The 16715-nt window shown below is 72.6% G+C and carries 12 protein-coding genes; 9 read left to right on the top strand and 3 right to left on the bottom strand.

The features are described from left to right. The 4 genes from ACFIF2_RS30080 to ACFIF2_RS30065 all read left to right on the top strand — a co-directional run. On the top strand, positions 1 to 487 hold a 487-nt coding region (locus tag ACFIF2_RS30080; protein ID WP_395576400.1), incomplete at its 5' end, for an alpha-glucosidase C-terminal domain-containing protein. A 28-nt stretch (positions 488 to 515) separates the two neighbouring features. Continuing rightward, entirely contained in the window at positions 516 to 1877 is a 1362-nt protein-coding gene (locus ACFIF2_RS30075) for a maltokinase (protein WP_395576399.1), read from the top strand. A gap of 3 nt (positions 1878 to 1880) precedes the next feature. Next, positions 1881 to 4103 (top strand): 1,4-alpha-glucan branching enzyme, encoded by a 2223-nt coding sequence (gene glgB / locus ACFIF2_RS30070; RefSeq protein ID WP_395576398.1) that lies wholly within the window; start codon positions 1881 to 1883, stop codon positions 4101 to 4103. A 108-nt stretch (positions 4104 to 4211) separates the two neighbouring features. After that, the gene (locus ACFIF2_RS30065) at positions 4212 to 5303 is read left to right on the top strand and encodes a glutamate--cysteine ligase (RefSeq protein ID WP_395576397.1); all 1092 of its coding nucleotides are present in this window, start codon (positions 4212 to 4214) and stop codon (positions 5301 to 5303) included. 47 nt (positions 5304 to 5350) lie between these two features. On the opposite strand, the gene ACFIF2_RS30060 is transcribed toward ACFIF2_RS30065, so the two are convergent. Then, positions 5351 to 5584, bottom strand: coding sequence for a DUF6480 family protein (locus tag ACFIF2_RS30060; RefSeq protein ID WP_395576396.1), 234 nt, complete (start codon positions 5582 to 5584; stop codon positions 5351 to 5353). 151 nt (positions 5585 to 5735) lie between these two features. On the opposite strand from ACFIF2_RS30060, the gene ACFIF2_RS30055 reads away from it, so the two are divergent. Next, entirely contained in the window at positions 5736 to 7643 is a 1908-nt protein-coding gene (locus ACFIF2_RS30055; protein WP_395576395.1) for an AMP-dependent synthetase/ligase, read from the top strand. A 172-nt stretch (positions 7644 to 7815) separates the two neighbouring features. Next, on the top strand, positions 7816 to 8250 hold the full coding sequence (locus ACFIF2_RS30050) for an ATP-binding protein (RefSeq protein WP_395576394.1): 435 nt from the start codon (positions 7816 to 7818) through the stop codon (positions 8248 to 8250). Positions 8251 to 8274: 24 nt separating this feature from the next. On the opposite strand, the gene ACFIF2_RS30045 is transcribed toward ACFIF2_RS30050, so the two are convergent. Both ACFIF2_RS30045 and ACFIF2_RS30040 read right to left on the bottom strand, forming a co-directional pair. Further along, complete coding sequence (locus ACFIF2_RS30045) at positions 8275 to 8724, bottom strand: ATP-binding protein (RefSeq protein ID WP_395576393.1); 450 nt, start codon at positions 8722 to 8724, stop codon at positions 8275 to 8277. Positions 8725 to 8770: 46 nt separating this feature from the next. Beyond that, positions 8771 to 9136 carry a PRC-barrel domain-containing protein gene (locus tag ACFIF2_RS30040; RefSeq protein WP_395576406.1) on the bottom strand — a complete coding sequence of 122 codons (366 nt, stop codon included), beginning with the start codon at positions 9134 to 9136 and terminating at the stop codon, positions 8771 to 8773. 384 nt (positions 9137 to 9520) lie between these two features. Here ACFIF2_RS30040 and ACFIF2_RS30035 point away from each other — a divergent pair, with 384 nt between their 5' ends. From ACFIF2_RS30035 to ACFIF2_RS30025, 3 genes are all read left to right on the top strand, one after another. After that, positions 9521 to 13516, top strand: coding sequence for a HAMP domain-containing protein (locus tag ACFIF2_RS30035; RefSeq protein ID WP_395576392.1), 3996 nt, complete (start codon positions 9521 to 9523; stop codon positions 13514 to 13516). A 103-nt stretch (positions 13517 to 13619) separates the two neighbouring features. After that, positions 13620 to 16121: a SpoIIE family protein phosphatase gene (locus ACFIF2_RS30030; RefSeq protein WP_395576405.1), complete on the top strand. Its 2502-nt coding sequence runs from the start codon at positions 13620 to 13622 to the stop codon at positions 16119 to 16121. Between the two features lie 128 nt (positions 16122 to 16249). Next, positions 16250 to 16642 carry an STAS domain-containing protein gene (locus ACFIF2_RS30025; protein ID WP_395576391.1) on the top strand — a complete coding sequence of 131 codons (393 nt, stop codon included), beginning with the start codon at positions 16250 to 16252 and terminating at the stop codon, positions 16640 to 16642. The last annotated feature ends 73 nt before the right edge of the window (positions 16643 to 16715 follow it).

Below are 16715 nucleotides of genomic sequence, written 5' to 3'. Positions count from 1 at the left end.
GGTCCGCACGCCGATGCAGTGGACGCCCGACCGCAACGCGGGCTTCTCGACCTGTGATCCCGGGCGCCTGTACCTGCCCGCGATCATGGACCCGGTCTACGGCTACCAGGTCACGAACGTCGAGGCGTCCATGGCCTCGCCGTCCTCCCTGCTGCACTGGACCCGGCGCATGATCGAGATCCGCAAGCAGAACCCGGCCTTCGGCCTCGGCACGTACACCGAACTGCCCTCCTCCAACCCCGCCGTGCTGGCCTTCCTGCGCGAGTACGAGGACGACCTGGTGCTGTGCGTCCACAACTTCGCGCGGTTCGCCCAGCCGACCGAGCTGGATCTGCGCGAGTTCGCCGGACGCCATCCGGTGGAGCTGTTCGGCGGCGTCCGTTTCCCCGCCATCGGCGAACTGCCGTACCTGCTGACCCTCGGGGGCCACGGCTTCTACTGGTTCCGGCTCACCCGAGTCGCATCCCGCATCGGCCGCCGCGTTTGAGCGCGGGCCGAGGAAAGGACGCGTCACCATGCCGAAGACCGCACCCCTGCGCACGAGACGCAGGCAACTCGCCGAGCCCATGGCGTCGCTCGGCGAGCTGCTGCGCGAGTGGCTGCCCCGCCAGCGCTGGTTCGCCGGCAAGGACCGGCCCGTGGCCGAACTCGGTCTGCTGTCGATGACCGAGCTGTTCCCCGGCTGTCTGCACCTCCTGGTGCACACCGGGCACGGACCCGTGCCCGCCCCGGGCGGTGCTCCTTCGGCGGGCGACTGCTACCAGCTGCTGCTCGGCGTGCGCGAGCAGCCGTCGCCGCGCCTGGGCCGGGCGCTCATCGGGCAGGTGCAGGACGGCCCGCTGGCCGGCCGGACGGTCTACGACGCGCTGCACGACCCCCGCACGGCCCAGCTGCTCCTGGAACGGCTCAGGCACCCCGGCAAGGCGGGACCGCTGCGCTTCGAGTCCGACCCCTCGCGACCGGTGCCCGGCGGACTCGTGCCGCGACTGCTGGACGCGGAGCAGTCCAACTCGTCGCTGATCTACGGCGACGAGTTCATCCTGAAGCTCTTCCGGCGCATCCAGCCCGGCGTCAACCCCGACCTGGAGGTGCCGGGCGCACTGGCCCGGCAGGGCTGCGGGCGGGTCCCCGCTCCGGTGGCGTGGATGCGGACGACCCATCCGTACGAGGCGACCCTCGGTGTGCTCCAGCCGTTCCTGCACGACGCCTCCGACGGCTGGACCCTCTCCCTGAACGCCCTGGCCTCCGGGGACGACTTCACCGTGCAGGCCCACGAGCTGGGCCGGGCGATGGCCGACGTGCACCTCGCGCTGGCCGATGCCTTCCCGGCCGGCCCTCCCGGGGAGAACGACCGCACGGCGGCGGCGATGACCGAGCGGCTGACCGCCGCCGCGCACTGCGTACCCGCCCTGCGGCCCTTCGTCCCCGGCCTGCGGACGGCCTTCGCGGCGCTGTCCACCTGCGACTCCGGGCCGCCCGCCCAGCGCATCCACGGCGACCTGCACCTCGGTCAGGTGCTGCGGGCCGGCCGGGACTGGTTCGTGATCGACTTCGAGGGCGAGCCGTCGCGCCCGCTGTCCGAACGGCGCAGCGCCCACTCCCCCCTCCGGGACATCGCGGGCATGCTGCGCTCGTTCGACTACGCCGCCCGGCAGCGCCGCCCGTGGCGCCCCGAGTGGGCGCGCCGCTGCCGGGAGGCGTTCTGCGCCGGCTACGCCGCCCGCGCCGGGTGGGACCCCCGTAAGAAGCACGGCCTGCTGCGCGCCTACGAGACGGACCGCGCCGTGTATGAGGTGCTGTACGAGGCCCGGCACCGCCCCGACTGGCTTCCCGTACCCATGGCGGCGATCGAACGACTCGCCGTGAGAGGAGACTGACCCGTGGCCCTCCACGACACCGCGCTTCCCGAGCCGTCCGGTCCCGTCCCGTCCGCACCCGGTGCGTGCGGGACCGCCCCGCCCCTCGACCCGGTCGACCGGGGGCGCCTGCTGGCGGGCGCCCACCACGACCCGCACGCCCTGCTCGGCGCCCACCCCGTCCCGGGCGGCGTCGCCTTCCGCGCCCTGCGCCCGTTCGCCCGCGAGGTGAGCGTGGTCGTCGACGGCGAGCGCCACGCCCTCGCGTCGGAGGAGGACGGCCTCTTCTCCGGCGTGCTGCCGCTGGCAAAGATCCCGGCGTACACCCTCGTCGTGGCGTACGAGCAGGGCGAGCGGGAGACGGACGACCCGTACCGCTTCCTGCCCGCCCTCGGCGATCTCGACCTGCACCTGATCAGCGAGGGCCGGCACGAGCAGCTGTGGCGGGCGCTGGGCGCGCATCCGATGACGCACGAGGGCGTCACCGGCACGCGGTTCACGGTGTGGGCGCCGAACGCCCAGGGGGTGCGGGTCGCCACGGACTTCACGCACTGGGACGGCACCGCGTTCCCGATGCGCTCGCTCGGCTCGTCCGGGGTGTGGGAGCTGTTCCTGCCGGGCGTCGGCGAGGGCACCCGGTACAAGTTCGAGATCCACTCCCGCTACGGGCACCGGTTCCTCAAGGCCGACCCGATGGCCCGCGCGGCGGAGGAGCCGCCGAACACCGCGTCCGTGGTGACGGCCTCGCACTACGACTGGAACGACACCGAGTGGATGCGCACCCGCGCCGCCACGCCCGTGCACGAGGCGCCGTTCTCGGTGTACGAGGTCCACCTGCCGTCCTGGCGCCCGGGGCTGTCGTACCGCGAGCTGGCCGACGTGCTGCCCGCGTACGCCAAGGACCTGGGCTTCACCCACGTCGAGCTGATGCCGGTCGCCGAGCACCCCTACGGGCCGTCCTGGGGCTACCAGGTCACCGGGTTCTACGCGCCGACCGCGCGGCTGGGTTCCCCGGACGACTTCAAGTACCTGGTCGACGCCCTGCACCGGGCGGGGATCGGCGTGATCATGGACTGGGTGCCGGCGCACTTCCCGAAGGACGACTGGGCGCTGGCCCGCTTCGACGGGGACCCGCTGTACGAGCCCGGGGACGAGCGGCGCGCGACCCACCCGGACTGGGGGACGTACACCTTCGACTTCGCCCGCACCGAGGTGCGCAACTTCCTCGTGGCGAACGCCGTGTACTGGTGCGAGGAGTTCCACATCGACGGGCTGCGCGTCGACGCCGTCGCCTCGATGCTGTACCTGGACTACTCGCGCGACTCCGGCCAGTGGGAGCCCAACCAGTACGGCGGCCGGGAGGACCTGGCGGCCATGGCGTTCCTCCAGGAGATGAACGCGACCGTGTACCGGCGCTGCCCCGGCGTGGTGACCATCGCCGAGGAGTCCACCGCGTGGGGCGGGGTGACCCGGCCCACCGACACCGGCGGGCTCGGCTTCGGCCTGAAGTGGAACATGGGCTGGATGCACGACTCGCTGGAGTACGTCGCGCACGAGCCGGTGCACCGCAAGTACCACCACCACGAGATGACGTTCTCGATGGTGTACGCCTACAGCGAGAACTACTGCCTGCCGATCTCCCACGACGAGGTGGTGCACGGCAAGCAGGCGCTGGTGTCGAAGATGCCGGGCGACTGGTGGCAGCGGCGGGCCAACGTCCGCGCCTACCTCGGCTTCATGTGGGCGCACCCCGGCAAGCAGCTCCTCTTCATGGGGCAGGAGTTCGCGCAGGGCGCGGAGTGGTCGGAGAAGCAGGGCCCCGAGTGGTGGCTGCTCGACGAGGGGTACCACTCGGCGGCCGATCACCGCGGGATCCAGGACCTGGTCCGGGACCTCAACACCCGCTACGGGCGGACCCCGGCCCTGTGGCAGCGCGACACCGATCCGGCCGGTTTCCGGTGGGTGGCCGTGGACGCGGCCGAGGACAACGTCTTCGCGTTCCTGCGGTACGACGCGGACGGCTCCCCCCTGCTGGCGGTGTCGAACTTCTCCCCGGTCGTCCGGCACGAGTACGGGCTCGCCGTCGGCGACGAGGCCGTCGCCTGGCAGGAGGTCCTCAACACCGACGCCGAGCAGTACGGCGGCAGCGGCGTCGCCAATCCCGACCCGGTCAAGCCGGAGGACGGGAGCATCCGGATCACGCTGCCGCCGCTGGCGACCGTGTGGCTGGCGCCGTACGCCCTGTGAGACCGGAGGGCGCGACGAGGTGTCCGGCGGCCCTTGCGGGGCAGTCGGTGGTCCTGTGGACGGCACCCCCTCGTCGTCGTGGCCGGGATCATGGAAAGGCGGCATCACGTGCGCACCGTCGGAGTGGAGGAGGAACTCCTCCTGGTCGACCCCGAGACCGGTGAGCCGCGGGCGCTGTCCGCCGCCGTGCTCGCCCGGGCCTCGCTGGACGACGCCGAGCAGGACGTGTTCGAGAAGGAACTGCACGAGCAGATGCTCGAGTTCGCCACGCATCCGCAGGCGGACATGGAGCGGCTGCACGCGGAGATCGTCCGCTGCCGGAAGGAGGCCGGGCGGCACGCCGGCGGGAGCGGCTGTGCCGTCGCGGCACTGGCGACCTCGCCGCTGCCGGTCACTCCCTCCGTCGGCATGAACCACCGCTACCGGTGGATGGCCGGCCAGTACGGCGTCGTGGTCCACGAACAGCTCGTCCTGGGCTGCCACGTGCACGTCTCGGTGGAGTCCGACGAGGAGGGCGTCGCGGTCATCGACCGGGTGCGGCCCTGGCTGCCGGTGCTGACCGCGCTGAGCGCGAACTCCCCGTTCTGGCAGGGCAAGGACTCGTCGTACAGCAGCTACCGCAGCCGGGTGTGGCAGCGGTGGCCGTCGGCCGGCCCCACGGAACTGTTCGGGTCGGCGGAGACCTACCACCGGCGGGTCGCGGACATGGTCGCCACCGGCACCATCCTCGACGAGGGGATGATCTACTTCGACGTCCGGCTGTCCCGGCGGTACCCGACGGTGGAGTTCCGGGTCATGGACGTCTGCCTGGACGCGAGCACCGCCGCCCTCATTGCCGCCCTGGCCCGCGCGCTGGTCGACACGGCGGCACGGGAGTGGCGGGAAGGCGCGGAACCGGCCGGCCACAGCGTGAGCCTGCTCCGCCTCGCGGCCTGGCGCGCCGCCCGGTCCGGCCTGACCGAGGAGCTGCTGCACCCGCGGACGATGCGGCGGATGCCCGCCGAGACAGTCGTACGGGCTCTGCTGGAGCACGTCGAGGAGGCCCTGGCCGCCGACGGCGACCTGGACCGGGTGCGGGACGGCGTCGCCTCGCTGCTGCGGCACGGCAACGGCGCCCGGGTGCAGCGCGAGCTGCTGGAGCGCACCGGCAGCCTGCGGGACGTGGTCACCGAGTGCGTCCGCCGGACGCAGGCGGCCTGAGACGCCCCGGCGGGGCCGGCGTCCCCGACGGCCGTTGCCGTGCGTGCTCAGAGGATCAGGACCAGGGCGTACCCCAGGAAGCCCGCCGCGACGAGCAGCACGAGGACGAGGATCACGGCCAGGGGTGCCTTGGCCCAGCCCTTGGGCGGGTTGTGGCCCTCCCAGGGGCCGGCCTCGGACATGCTGCTCTCCCCCGGCGGCGTCTCGCCGGGCGGCACACCGCTGCCCGGCTCCAGTCCGGTGCTGCGTTCGGGTTCCGGGTCCGGATTCGTGTATCTCATGACCTCCGGGTCCCCCGATCCGGCGAGATCACCGGGCGGGAACACTTCTGCCGTCCGGGCCACCCGCCGCCGTCGCCTCGGCTAGATTCAGCACCGCCGATAACGGTGCTCGTCGGCGGCGTCACCGTCCGTACATGTCAGGAGCCAGCGCATGCGCGACCTCGCTCTCGCTCCCCGGGCCGTCCCGCTCCTGACGGGCGGGCTCGCCGACAGCCTCTTCGAGACGGCGGCCCGCACGCCGACCCTGCCGATGCTCGCCCGCCGTCCGGGGACCGGTTCCACCGGCTGGCAGGAGGTGACGGCCGTCGAGTTCCGCGACGAGGTGGTCGACCTGGCCAAGGGCCTGATCGCCTGCGGGATCTCGCCGGGCGACCGGGTGGCGATCCTGGCCCGCACCCGGTACGAGTGGACGGTCCTCAGCTACGCGCTGTGGGCGGTGGGCGCCGAGGTCGTGCCCATCTACCCGACCTCGTCGCGCGACCAGGTCGAGTGGATCCTGCGGGACGCCGGCTGCGTTGCCGTGGTGGTCGAGGACGAGCAGAGCGTGATGACCGTCGGCTCGGTGTGCGCGTCGCTGCCGTCCCTGCGCCACGTCTGGCAGCTGGACGCCGGGGCGCTGGACACGCTGGTGGCGCGCGGCGCGTTCCTGCCGTTCGCCACCGTCGACTCCATGCGCCGCATCGTCCTGCCGGACTCCACGGCGGTCGTCGCCTACACCTCGGGCACCTCCGGCCGCGCCATGGGCTGCGCGCTGAGCCACCGCAGCCTGGCCGGGCCGTGCGACACGCTGATCGAGGGCTGGGGCCACACGGTGGCTCCGCCCGGGGAGCAGGGCGTGGTCCTCGCCTTCCTGCCGTTCTCGCACGTGTACGGGCTGATGATCCAGAACCTGTGCGTCCGGGGCGGACTGCTCATGGGACACGAGCCGGCGATGACGGAGGAGGCACTGTCCGCCTCCTTGCGCTCGTTGCGCCCGACGTACCTCTACGCCGTCCCGTCGGTCCTGGAGAAGTTCTACAAGAACTTCCTGCGCACGGCTCAGCGCGCGGGCCGCGGGGCGCTGTTCGAGCGGGCCGCGGCCACGGCGCGGGACTTCGCCGCCGCGCTGGAGCGCCGCCGGCTGGGCCGGGGCCCCGGCCCCGGCGTCGACCTCCGCCTCCAGCACGCCCTGTACGAGCGGACGGTGTACCGCCGGCTGCGGGACGCGCTGGGCGGCCGGGTGCGCCGCGCGACGTCCGGCGGCTCGCCGCTCAGCCGGGAGCTGTCCCTCTTCTACGAGGGCATCGGCGTGTACGTCCACGACGGCTACGGCCTGACCGAGACCAGCGGCGGGCTGACGATGCAGCCGCTGGGCCGGGAGAAGTCCGGGACGGTCGGGCAGCCGCTGCCCGGCATGGAGATCCGGGTGGCCGACGACGGGGAGATCCTGGTGCGCGGGCCGTCGCTGTTCCAGGGGTACGTCGGCGACGAGGCCGCCACCCGCGAGGTGCTGCGCGACGGCTGGCTGGCCACCGGGGACATCGGGCACCTGGACGACGAGAACTACCTGGCGATCACGGGCCGCAAGAAGGACATCATCATCACCAGCGGCGGCAAGAGCGTGGCCCCGGCCGCCCTGGAGGAGCGGCTGCGCATGCACCCGCTCGTGCACCAGGCGGTGGTGGTGGGCGACAACCGGCCCTGCGTCGGTGCCCTGATCACCCTCGACCCGCAGTTCCTGACGCACTGGCGGGCGGGTCTGGCCCTGCAGGGCGACGCCCCGCTCCGTGAGGCACGCGAGGAGAACGCGCTGCGCGAGGAGGTCGCGCGGGCGGTCGCCGCGGCCAACAGCGCGGTGTCGCGTTCGGAGTCCATCCGGGTCTTCCGCGTCCTGCCCGAACCGTTCGACGTGAGCAACGGGTTGCTCACGCCGTCGATGAAGCTCCGGCGGGACGAGATCGTGCGGACCTACGCCGTCGAGATCGACGCGATGTACGACTCGCGGTCGCGCCGGCGTCCGCCGTCCCCGCCCCAGGAGCCGGCCGGCTGGGAGGACGCGGACAACGTGTTCCTCCGGTGACCGGCGGGCCGGCCCGTCCCGCGCCGTGCCTGCCCTCGTGTTCCGCCCCGCGTCCGGCTGTCCCCGGGCGCCGCACAACGACGCGCGTAGGCTCGGCCGGCACGGGAACTAACAAACGAAGGGAATGCGAAGAGAGGACGACGCCCGGCCGGTGCCGGGCCGGGAAGGCGAGATGGCAGCCGAGCCGCGTTGGGACAGGACACTGGCTTCCGAGGAGATCACGAACCGCACGGCCAGCTTCACCGGGGAGCTGCACAACGTGACCGGGGCACGCCTGGTCGCGGAGGAGTTCCTCTACGACCTGGCGCGGGCGGCACCGCCCTCGGCGCCCGAGCACTGGGACGACATCCTGCTCGTCGTCACGGAACTGGCGGCGAACGCCGTGCAGTACGCCCCGGGGCCCTTCCAGCTACGGCTGCGGCGTACCTTCGACGGCGTGCACGTGGTGATGCACGACACCAGCACCACGGAGCCCGCGCCGCGCCCCTTCCACCCCAGCAACGGCGGCGGCGGCATCGGCTGGCACCTGATCCACACGCTGTCCGACCAGGTGAGCGTCGTCACGGGCCAGCGGGGCAAGGACATCCATGTCTTCCTGCCCTGGTGACCGCCGCCTGCCCTGGTGCCGCGCTCAGCGGGTCTCGGCGTCGCGCAGCGGCACCAGCACGCTGATCGTCTTGCCGCCCTCCGGGCGCCGCTCGACGGCGATGTTGCGGGCCAGGCGGGCGACGAGGGGCCAGCCGTAGCCGCTGCCGCGGTGCCGGGTGGGGAACGTGTACGCGGCCCGGGGCACCACCGGGCTGTGGTCGTGGACGGCGATCCAGAGCCCCTCGTCCGTGGGCCGGACCTCGAAGCCGGCCAGCCCGTCACCGTGCCGGATCGCGTTGGTGACCAGCTCGGAGACCACCAGGAGCAGGTCGACGACGTCCTCCTCCCGCACGCCGCGACCCGCCCCCCACTGCGCGCGCGCCACCGATTCGGCGTACGCGCGTGCCGTCGCCGCGCTGGTCACGGAGGTCGGAGCCGGAGCGCCGGGCGCCGCGCCGGTCGAGGCCGCGATGATCCCCTCGGTTTCGTCCATGTCAGTGGTGTCCCTGGTGGTCGCCGTGCTGTCGTTCGGCTCCAAGTCAGTCCGCGGAGGTCTCCCGCGGCGGCAGCCGATGGTAGTAGTCGCCGACGGACGCCAGGTACGCGCGGTCCATCGTCTCGCTGTCGGTCCGGAACCGGGGCGCGGCCTTCACCTCTGCCCTGGTGCAGGACACGGTGACGGTACGGGCCTCGAGGTCGACGCCCCTGACGACACCGACCGGCACCAGCACGCTGCGGCCGAAGACCCAGACGCCGGTGTCGACGACCAGATGCCGCATGCCGAAGTGCTCGGCCTGCCGGTCCACGTGTCCGATGGTGCCGTCCTCGGCGACCACGGTGCAGCCCGTCAGGTCCTGTCCCTCCACGTGACCGCTGTGCGCCGCGTACGACCAGATGCTCTCCATCGGCACGCTGTCCCATCCCTCCCGTGTGGCTGACGACTGTGGTGGCCGGGCGGCTGCGGGCCGGGCCGGCTCCACACACCGGATACCCGGCCCGGGCCGCCGCATTCGGCTCCTCGGGCCGATGATCGGGGGAAAATCGCGCCGGGTACCCCTCTGCGGCACCTCCATGCGCGTCGGGACCCGTTCGAGGGCTTCGGTGCACCGGGTCGGGTCCCGCCTTTGTCCGTGCCGGAGACCTGGGTTAGCCTCTGGCGTATTTTTCTCCTGGGGCAGATCCGTGAACTGCGGAAATGCACGCACAAGAGGCCGGACCGTCCCGAGCGGTCCGGAGGGGGTTCAGAGTCCTCGCTCCGAGGGCTCCTGGGGAGCGGAACGAGGGCGCACATGACCAGCGACAGCACCGGGACCGTGGACACGGGTCCGGGGGATCAGGAGCTGCGTCGTCTCCTGGCCGGCCTGACGGCCGTACGGGACGGGGACTTCGGCACCCGTCTGCCGGACGAGGCGGACGGCCTGATGGGCGACATCGCCAAGGTCTTCAACGGCATGGTGGACCAGTTGTCCGTGTTCACCTCCGAGGTCACCCGGGTGGCCCGCGAGGTCGGCACGGAGGGGACGCTGGGCGGTCAGGCGAAGGTGCCGGGTGTCTCGGGCACCTGGGCGGACCTGACGGACTCGGTCAACGCCATGGCGGGGAACCTCACCACGCAGGTGCGGGACATCGCCCAGGTCGCCACGGCGGTGGCCAAGGGCGACCTGTCGCAGAAGATCGACGTCGACGCGCGCGGCGAGATCCTCGAACTCAAGAACACCATCAACACGATGGTCGACCAGCTCTCCGCCTTCGCCGACGAGGTCACCCGCGTCGCCCGCGAGGTCGGCACCGACGGCCGGCTCGGCGGCCAGGCCGACGTCCAGGGCGTCAAGGGCACCTGGCGCGACCTCACCGACTCGGTGAACTTCATGGCGGGCAACCTGACCAGTCAGGTCCGCAACGTCGCGCAGGTCGCCACCGCCGTGGCCAAGGGCGACCTGTCGCAGAAGATCACCGTGGACGCCCGCGGCGAGATCCTCGAACTCAAGAACACCATCAACACGATGGTCGACCAGCTCTCCGCCTTCGCCGACGAGGTCACCCGCGTCGCCCGCGAGGTCGGCACCGAGGGCAACCTGGGCGGGCGCGCCCAGGTGCGCGGTGTGTCGGGTACCTGGAAGGACCTGACGGACAACGTCAACTCCATGGCCAACAACCTCACCGGCCAGGTCCGCTCCATCACCCAGGTCGCCACCGCCGTGGCCAGGGGCGACCTGTCGCAGCGGATCACCGTCGAGGCCAAGGGCGAGGTCGCAGCGCTGGCCGACGTGATCAACACCATGGTCGACACGCTCTCGGCGTTCGCCGACGAGGTGACCCGCGTGGCCCGCGAGGTCGGCACCGAGGGACGCCTCGGCGGCCAGGCGCACGTGCCGAACGTCGCCGGCACCTGGAAGGACCTCACCGACAACGTCAACTCCATGGCCAACAACCTCACCGGCCAGGTGCGCAACATCGCGCTGGTGACGACCGCGGTGGCCCGGGGCGACCTGTCGAAGAAGATCGACGTCGACGCGCGCGGCGAGATCCTGGAGCTGAAGACGACGATCAACACGATGGTCGACCAGCTCTCCGCCTTCGCCGACGAGGTGACCCGCGTCGCCCGCGAGGTCGGCACCGAGGGCCGGCTCGGCGGCCAGGCCGAGGTGGAGGGGGTCTCCGGCACCTGGAAGCGCCTGACGGAGAACGTCAACGAGCTGGCCGGCAACCTCACCCGTCAGGTCCGCGCGATCGCCGAGGTGACCTCCGCCGTCGCCGAGGGGGACCTGACCCGGTCGATCAACGTGGAGGCCTCCGGCGAGGTCGCCGAGCTCAAGGACAACATCAACTCGATGGTGGAGTCCCTGCGCGAGACCACCCGGGCCAACCAGGAGCAGGACTGGCTCAAGACCAACCTCGCCCGCATCTCCGGCCTGATGCAGGGGCACCGGGACCTGCCCGTGGTCGCCGAGCTGATCATGGACGAGCTGGTGCCGCTGGTGTCGGCGCAGTACGGCGCGTTCTATCTGGCCGAGGACGGCGACGACGGGCCCGAGCTGCGGCTCGTGGGCTCCTACGGCTATCCCGAGGAGGCGTCCCGGCCCACCCGCATCGCCTTCGGCCGCACCCTGGTCGGCCAGGCCGCGCGCAGCCGGCGCACCATCGCGGTGGACGAGCTGCCGCCGGGCTACGTGACGATCTCCTCCGGGCTCGGCGAGGTGGTGCCGACCGCGCTGGTGCTGGTGCCCATCGTGGTCGAGGGGCAGGTCCTCGGCGTGATCGAGCTGGCGTCCGTCTCGCCGTTCACGCAGGTCCACCGGGACTTCCTGGAGATGCTGATCGAGACGATCGGCGTGAACGTCAACACGATCGTGGCCAACGCCCGTACCGACGAGCTGCTGGCCGAGTCGCAGCGCCTGACCGCCGAGCTGCAGGCCCGCTCGGCGGAGCTGCAGGTGCAGCAGGAGGAGCTGCAGCGCTCCAACGCCGAACTGGAGGACAAGGCGTCCCTGCTGGCGACGCAGAACCGGGACATCGAGGCGAAGAACCTGCAGATCGAGCAGGCGCGGCAGGAGCTGGAGGCGCGTGCCCAGCAGCTGTCGCTGGCCTCGAAGTACAAGTCGGAGTTCCTGGCCAACATGAGCCACGAGCTGCGCACCCCGCTCAACAGCCTGCTGATCCTCGCCCAGCTGCTCGCCCAGAACCCCTCGCGCAACCTCACCCCGAAGCAGGTCGAGTACGCGGGCATCATCCACTCCGCGGGCTCGGACCTGCTCCAGCTGATCAACGACATCCTGGACCTGTCGAAGGTCGAGGCGGGGAAGATGGACGTCTCCCCGGAGCGGGTGACGCTGCGGCAGCTCATCGAGTACGTCGAGGCGACCTTCCGGCCCATGACGACGCAGAAGGGCCTGGAGTTCACGGTGGCCACGGCCGCGGGAGCGCCGGCGGACCTGCTGACCGACGACTCACGGCTGCGTCAGGTGCTGCGCAACCTGCTGTCGAACGCGGTGAAGTTCACCGAGCGCGGCGGGGTGGAGCTGTCCGTCGAACCGGCGTCCGACGACGAGGTGCCCGCCGGCGTGCTCCGGGGCGCCGCCGTGGTGGCCTTCCGGGTGAAGGACACGGGCATCGGCATCCACGAGCAGAACCTGGAGTCGATCTTCGGCGCGTTCCAGCAGGCGGACGGCACGACGAGCCGCAAGTACGGCGGCACCGGGCTCGGTCTGTCCATCACCCGGGAGATCGCCCAGTTGCTCGGCGGCGCGGTCACCGTGGACAGCACGCCCGACCGGGGCAGCACCTTCACGCTGTACCTGCCGGTGGCCCGGCCCGACTTCGAGGAGCTGCTGGCCCGGGGTCCCGAGCGCGTCCCCGCCGAGTCGGCCGCCGACGTGCTCGCCCGGCAGGCGCCGGTGCCCGAGCTCGCGAGCGGCCACCGGCAGCGCCCGAGACGGCTGCTCGTCGTCGAGGAGCGGCCGCGGGGTCTGCTCACCCTCGTCGCCGAGAGTGTGATCGCCGACCTGACGCACGGGCGGGACGACGCGGGCGGCCGGCCCCCGCTCGACGTGATCACGGCCGTGGGCGCGCAGGAGGCCGCCGGCGCGCTGGCCGCCGAGTCCTGCCACTGCGTCGTGCTGGAGCTGGGCATGCCCGACGCGGAGGCGTCCCGCTTCCTGGAGGCGCTGCGCGGCGACTCGGCGCTGGCGAGCGTGCCGGTGCTCGTGCACAGCGGTCACCGCGCGGACGCGGCCCTGGAGGAGAGCCTGCGCACGGGCGCGCGGGGCGGGGCGCTGGAGTTCCTCTCCAGCCTCGACGAACTGCGCGAGCGCATCGCCCTGCACCTGGCCGCGGAGGAGCCGGGGGACGTGCTCTCCCTGGTCCGTCCCGAGGAGCCGCAGCACCTGGAGGCGCCGTCGGCCGACGCCTCGCCGTCCGGGCGGACCGTCCTCGTCGTCGACGACGACGCGCGCAACCTGTTCGCCCTCAGCGGCATCCTGGAACTGCACGGTTTCCGGGTCCTGCACGCGGAGAACGGACGCCGGGGCATCGAGACGCTGGTGAACCACCCGGAGGTCGCGCTGGTCCTGATGGACGTGATGATGCCGGAGATGGACGGCTACACGGCGACGGCCGAGATCCGCCGGATGCCCGAGTACGCCGAGCTGCCGATCATCGCGGTGACGGCGAAGGCGATGCCCGGCGACCGGGAGAAGAGCCTCGCCTCGGGCGCCAGCGACTACGTCACCAAGCCCGTCGACACCCAGGACCTCATCGCCTGCGTCCGACGGTGGCTGCCCGCATGAGCGCGCCGGTCCCCGTCCCCCGCACCGACGGTCCGGACGGTGCACGGCGCCCCGCGCCACGCCCCGTGACGGTCTCCAGAGGAGGAGCGTCTCCATCGTGACCATGTCCGAACAGCCCGGCGGACCGGTCGGCGGCACCCCGCCGGCCGGGTCCGCCACGCCGCCCCCGGCGTCCGGGCCACCGCGGTCGAGCGCGGCCGACGGGCCGGCCTCCGGCCTGCGCGCGATGACCCCGCTGTCGCCCGTGGGCAGGCTGGCGGCCACCGTGGACCGGCTCAGCAGCGAGGTCCGGGCAGCCCAGGCGGAGGCCGAGGGCCGGGCACTGATCGAGCTCGCCAAGGGCATCCTGGTGGCGCGGCTCGGGTGCGGCCCGGCGCAGGCCGCCCGGCAGCTGGCCGAGCTGGCCGAGCAGTCCCAGGTGACGCCGCTGGAGTTCGCGGTCGACGTCATCAACCAGGCCGCCCGGGACCGGATGTCGGAGGTGACGGACGCCTTCCTGGCGGCCACCGCCGCCGTGCAGACCGCGCCGGCGGAGGAGGACGCGGAGGGAGCGGAGAGCGGGGACGCGGGGGCCGGGTCGGCCGCCGTGCGGCTGCGGGCCGCCGAGAGCGGCGCCCTGGCGGCGGACGACACCCAGGCCGTCGCCGACGCCCTGCTGGAGCAGGCGCTGCGCCCGCTCGGCGCGGTCGCGGTGGCGATCTGGGCGGCGGGGTACGACGGATCGCTCACGCTGGCCGGCAGCGCGGGCCTGTCCGCGGCCGAGGCGACTCGCTGGCGGTACGTGCCGCCGGACGTGGCGACGGTGGCCCGGCGCGGGCTGACCGAGCGCGCGGGCCAGTGGTTCACCTCCCTGGCCGGGACGGGCCTGCCCAGCGTCGGCCGGCACCAGTACCCGGACGGCGGCCGGGTCGCCGTGCCCGCCGGGACCGGGGGCCGTCTGCACGGCGTGCTGGAGATCGTCTGGCCGATGCCGCTGCCCCCGCAGCCGCCCCAGGTGGTCCGCCAGGTGGAGGCCCTGGCGGAGCTGTGCGCGCACACGCTGGAGTCGTACACGCCGCCGCCCGGCACCGGGCAGGAGCCCCGGGTCATGCCGGACGCGGTGGAGCTGATGGACCTGGCCGACGGGCTGTACGACCCCGCCCTGGTCCTCGTGCCGCATCTGGACGCGTCGGGGAACCTGGCGGACTTCCGGATCCAGCACGTGAACGAGAGCTTCCTGGACCCCGCCGGCCGGCCGCGTGCCGTCGTGGGCGGGGCGCTGCTGCTGGAGGCCTACCCGATGGCCGCCGGGGAGAGCGAGCTGTTCCAGAACGTGGAGCGGGTGTACGCCACGGGCGAGCCGTTCCGGGCCCGGCGCATGAACCTGACCGCCCTGGTGGATCAGGTGCCGCTGTCGGCGGTGGCGGACATCAGCGTCAGCCGGCACGGCAACGCCGTCCTGCTCATCTGGCGCATCGAGGACGAGACGGCGCGGCTGGCCAGCCTGCTCCAGCACGCCCAGCGCCTCGGCCGCATCGGCGGCTTCGAGGAGAACCTGCTGACCGGCGAGATCACCTGGAACGGCCAGCTGTTCGACCTGTACGGGCGCCCGCAGACCAGCACGCCGGTACCGCTGGAGGACCTGGCCGCGCACGCCCACCCGGACGACGCCGTCACCATCGGCCGGTTCCTGCGCACCCTGCTGCACCACCGGCGGCCCGCCTCGGCGGCGTTCCGGCTGCAGCGGCCGGACGGGGTGACCCGGCACGTGCGGGCGGTGGCCGAGCCGGTCCTGGACACCGACGACCGTCTGCTCGTCGTACGGGGTGCTTACCAGGACATCTCGGCCCAGCACTGGACCGAGGTGGCGCTCGCGGCGACGCGCGACCAGCTGGCGCACAGCGAGCAGCAGGCCATCGAGCGCAACCGGCTGACCCTGCAGCTGCAGCACGCCATCATGCCGCCGGCCCAGTCCCCGCTGAAGGTGCCGGACCTCCAGGTCGCCGTCCGGTACCGGCCGGCGGAGACGGAGCAGCTGGTGGGCGGCGACTGGTACGACGCCGTGATGCTGCCGAACGGGCGGGTGCTGCTGTGCGTCGGGGACGTGGCGGGGCACGGCATAGAGGCCGCGACCAGCATGGTGGTCCTGCGCAACGCGCTGCGCGGTCTGGCGGTGACCGGCGCCGGGCCGGGGCAGCTGCTGTCCTGGCTCAACATCGTCGTGCACCACCTGACGGGCGGGGTCACCGCCACCGCCGTGTGCGGCCTGTACGACCCGGTCCGGCGCACGCTGCGCTGGGCCAGGGCGGGCCATCTGCCGCCGGTGCTGGTGCGTGGTCCCGAGGCGAAACCGCTGCCGCTGGTCCGGGGCCTGCTGCTGGGTGCCGTGGAGGAGGCGGCGTACGAGGAGACCGAGGTGCAGCTGGCCGCCGGGGACACGCTGCTGATGTACACCGACGGCCTGATCGAACGCCGCGACCGCTCGGTGGAGGAGTCGCTGACCCAGCTGCTGGGCACCGTCCGTCCGGCGCCGAACACCCTGGACCAGCACCTGGACCGCCTGCTCACCTACAGCAGGTCGGACACGGACGACGACACGTGTCTCGTCGGCATAAGGGTCGGGTGAGGTGGCGCGACGCGGCGCCGCGGGGGTTCTGGGACGGGCAGGTGTGACGGACGGAATCGGGGGTAACCGCCGGGCGCGGAGGGACATGACGCGCCACCGCACCGGTCGCATCGTTGTTGGAGGTACACGTGCCCATAGCCCAGAACCCGCTGTCCGTCGAGGTGACGCTGGAGCGGGAGGAGGTCGCGCTGCTGAAGGTGGAGGGCTACCTGGACGTCGACACCGCGACCGAGTTCCAGCACCATCTGGCCAACCAGCTCCACCACGGCCGGTGGCACTTCCTGTTGGACTTGTCACAGGTTCCGTTCATGGACTCCTCCGGCATGAACATCATCCTGAGGGTCTACCAGGAAGCCCGGAAGCTGCCGGGCAGTGTGCACATCATCTCGCCCACCCCCGCGGTACGGCGCGTCCTGGACCTGACGGGCGTGAGCATCACGGTGCCGGTCTCCGAGAGCGTCGAGGAGGCACTGGCCCGCGTCGACGCCGAGCCGGAGGGGCCGCAGGTACCGGAAATCTGAGTTCCCGCTCCTCACCGGCGCTCATCCGGACCGTTCGCGCGGGAGCAGGTGTCGTACGAGGTCGGCGGGTGGT

The organism is Streptomyces sp. BK79, assembly GCF_044142145.1.
Taxonomy (GTDB): Bacteria; Actinomycetota; Actinomycetes; order Streptomycetales; family Streptomycetaceae; genus Streptomyces.
The sequence above is the reverse complement of the archived record's forward strand: the minus strand, read 5'-3'. Positions and strand labels throughout refer to the sequence as shown.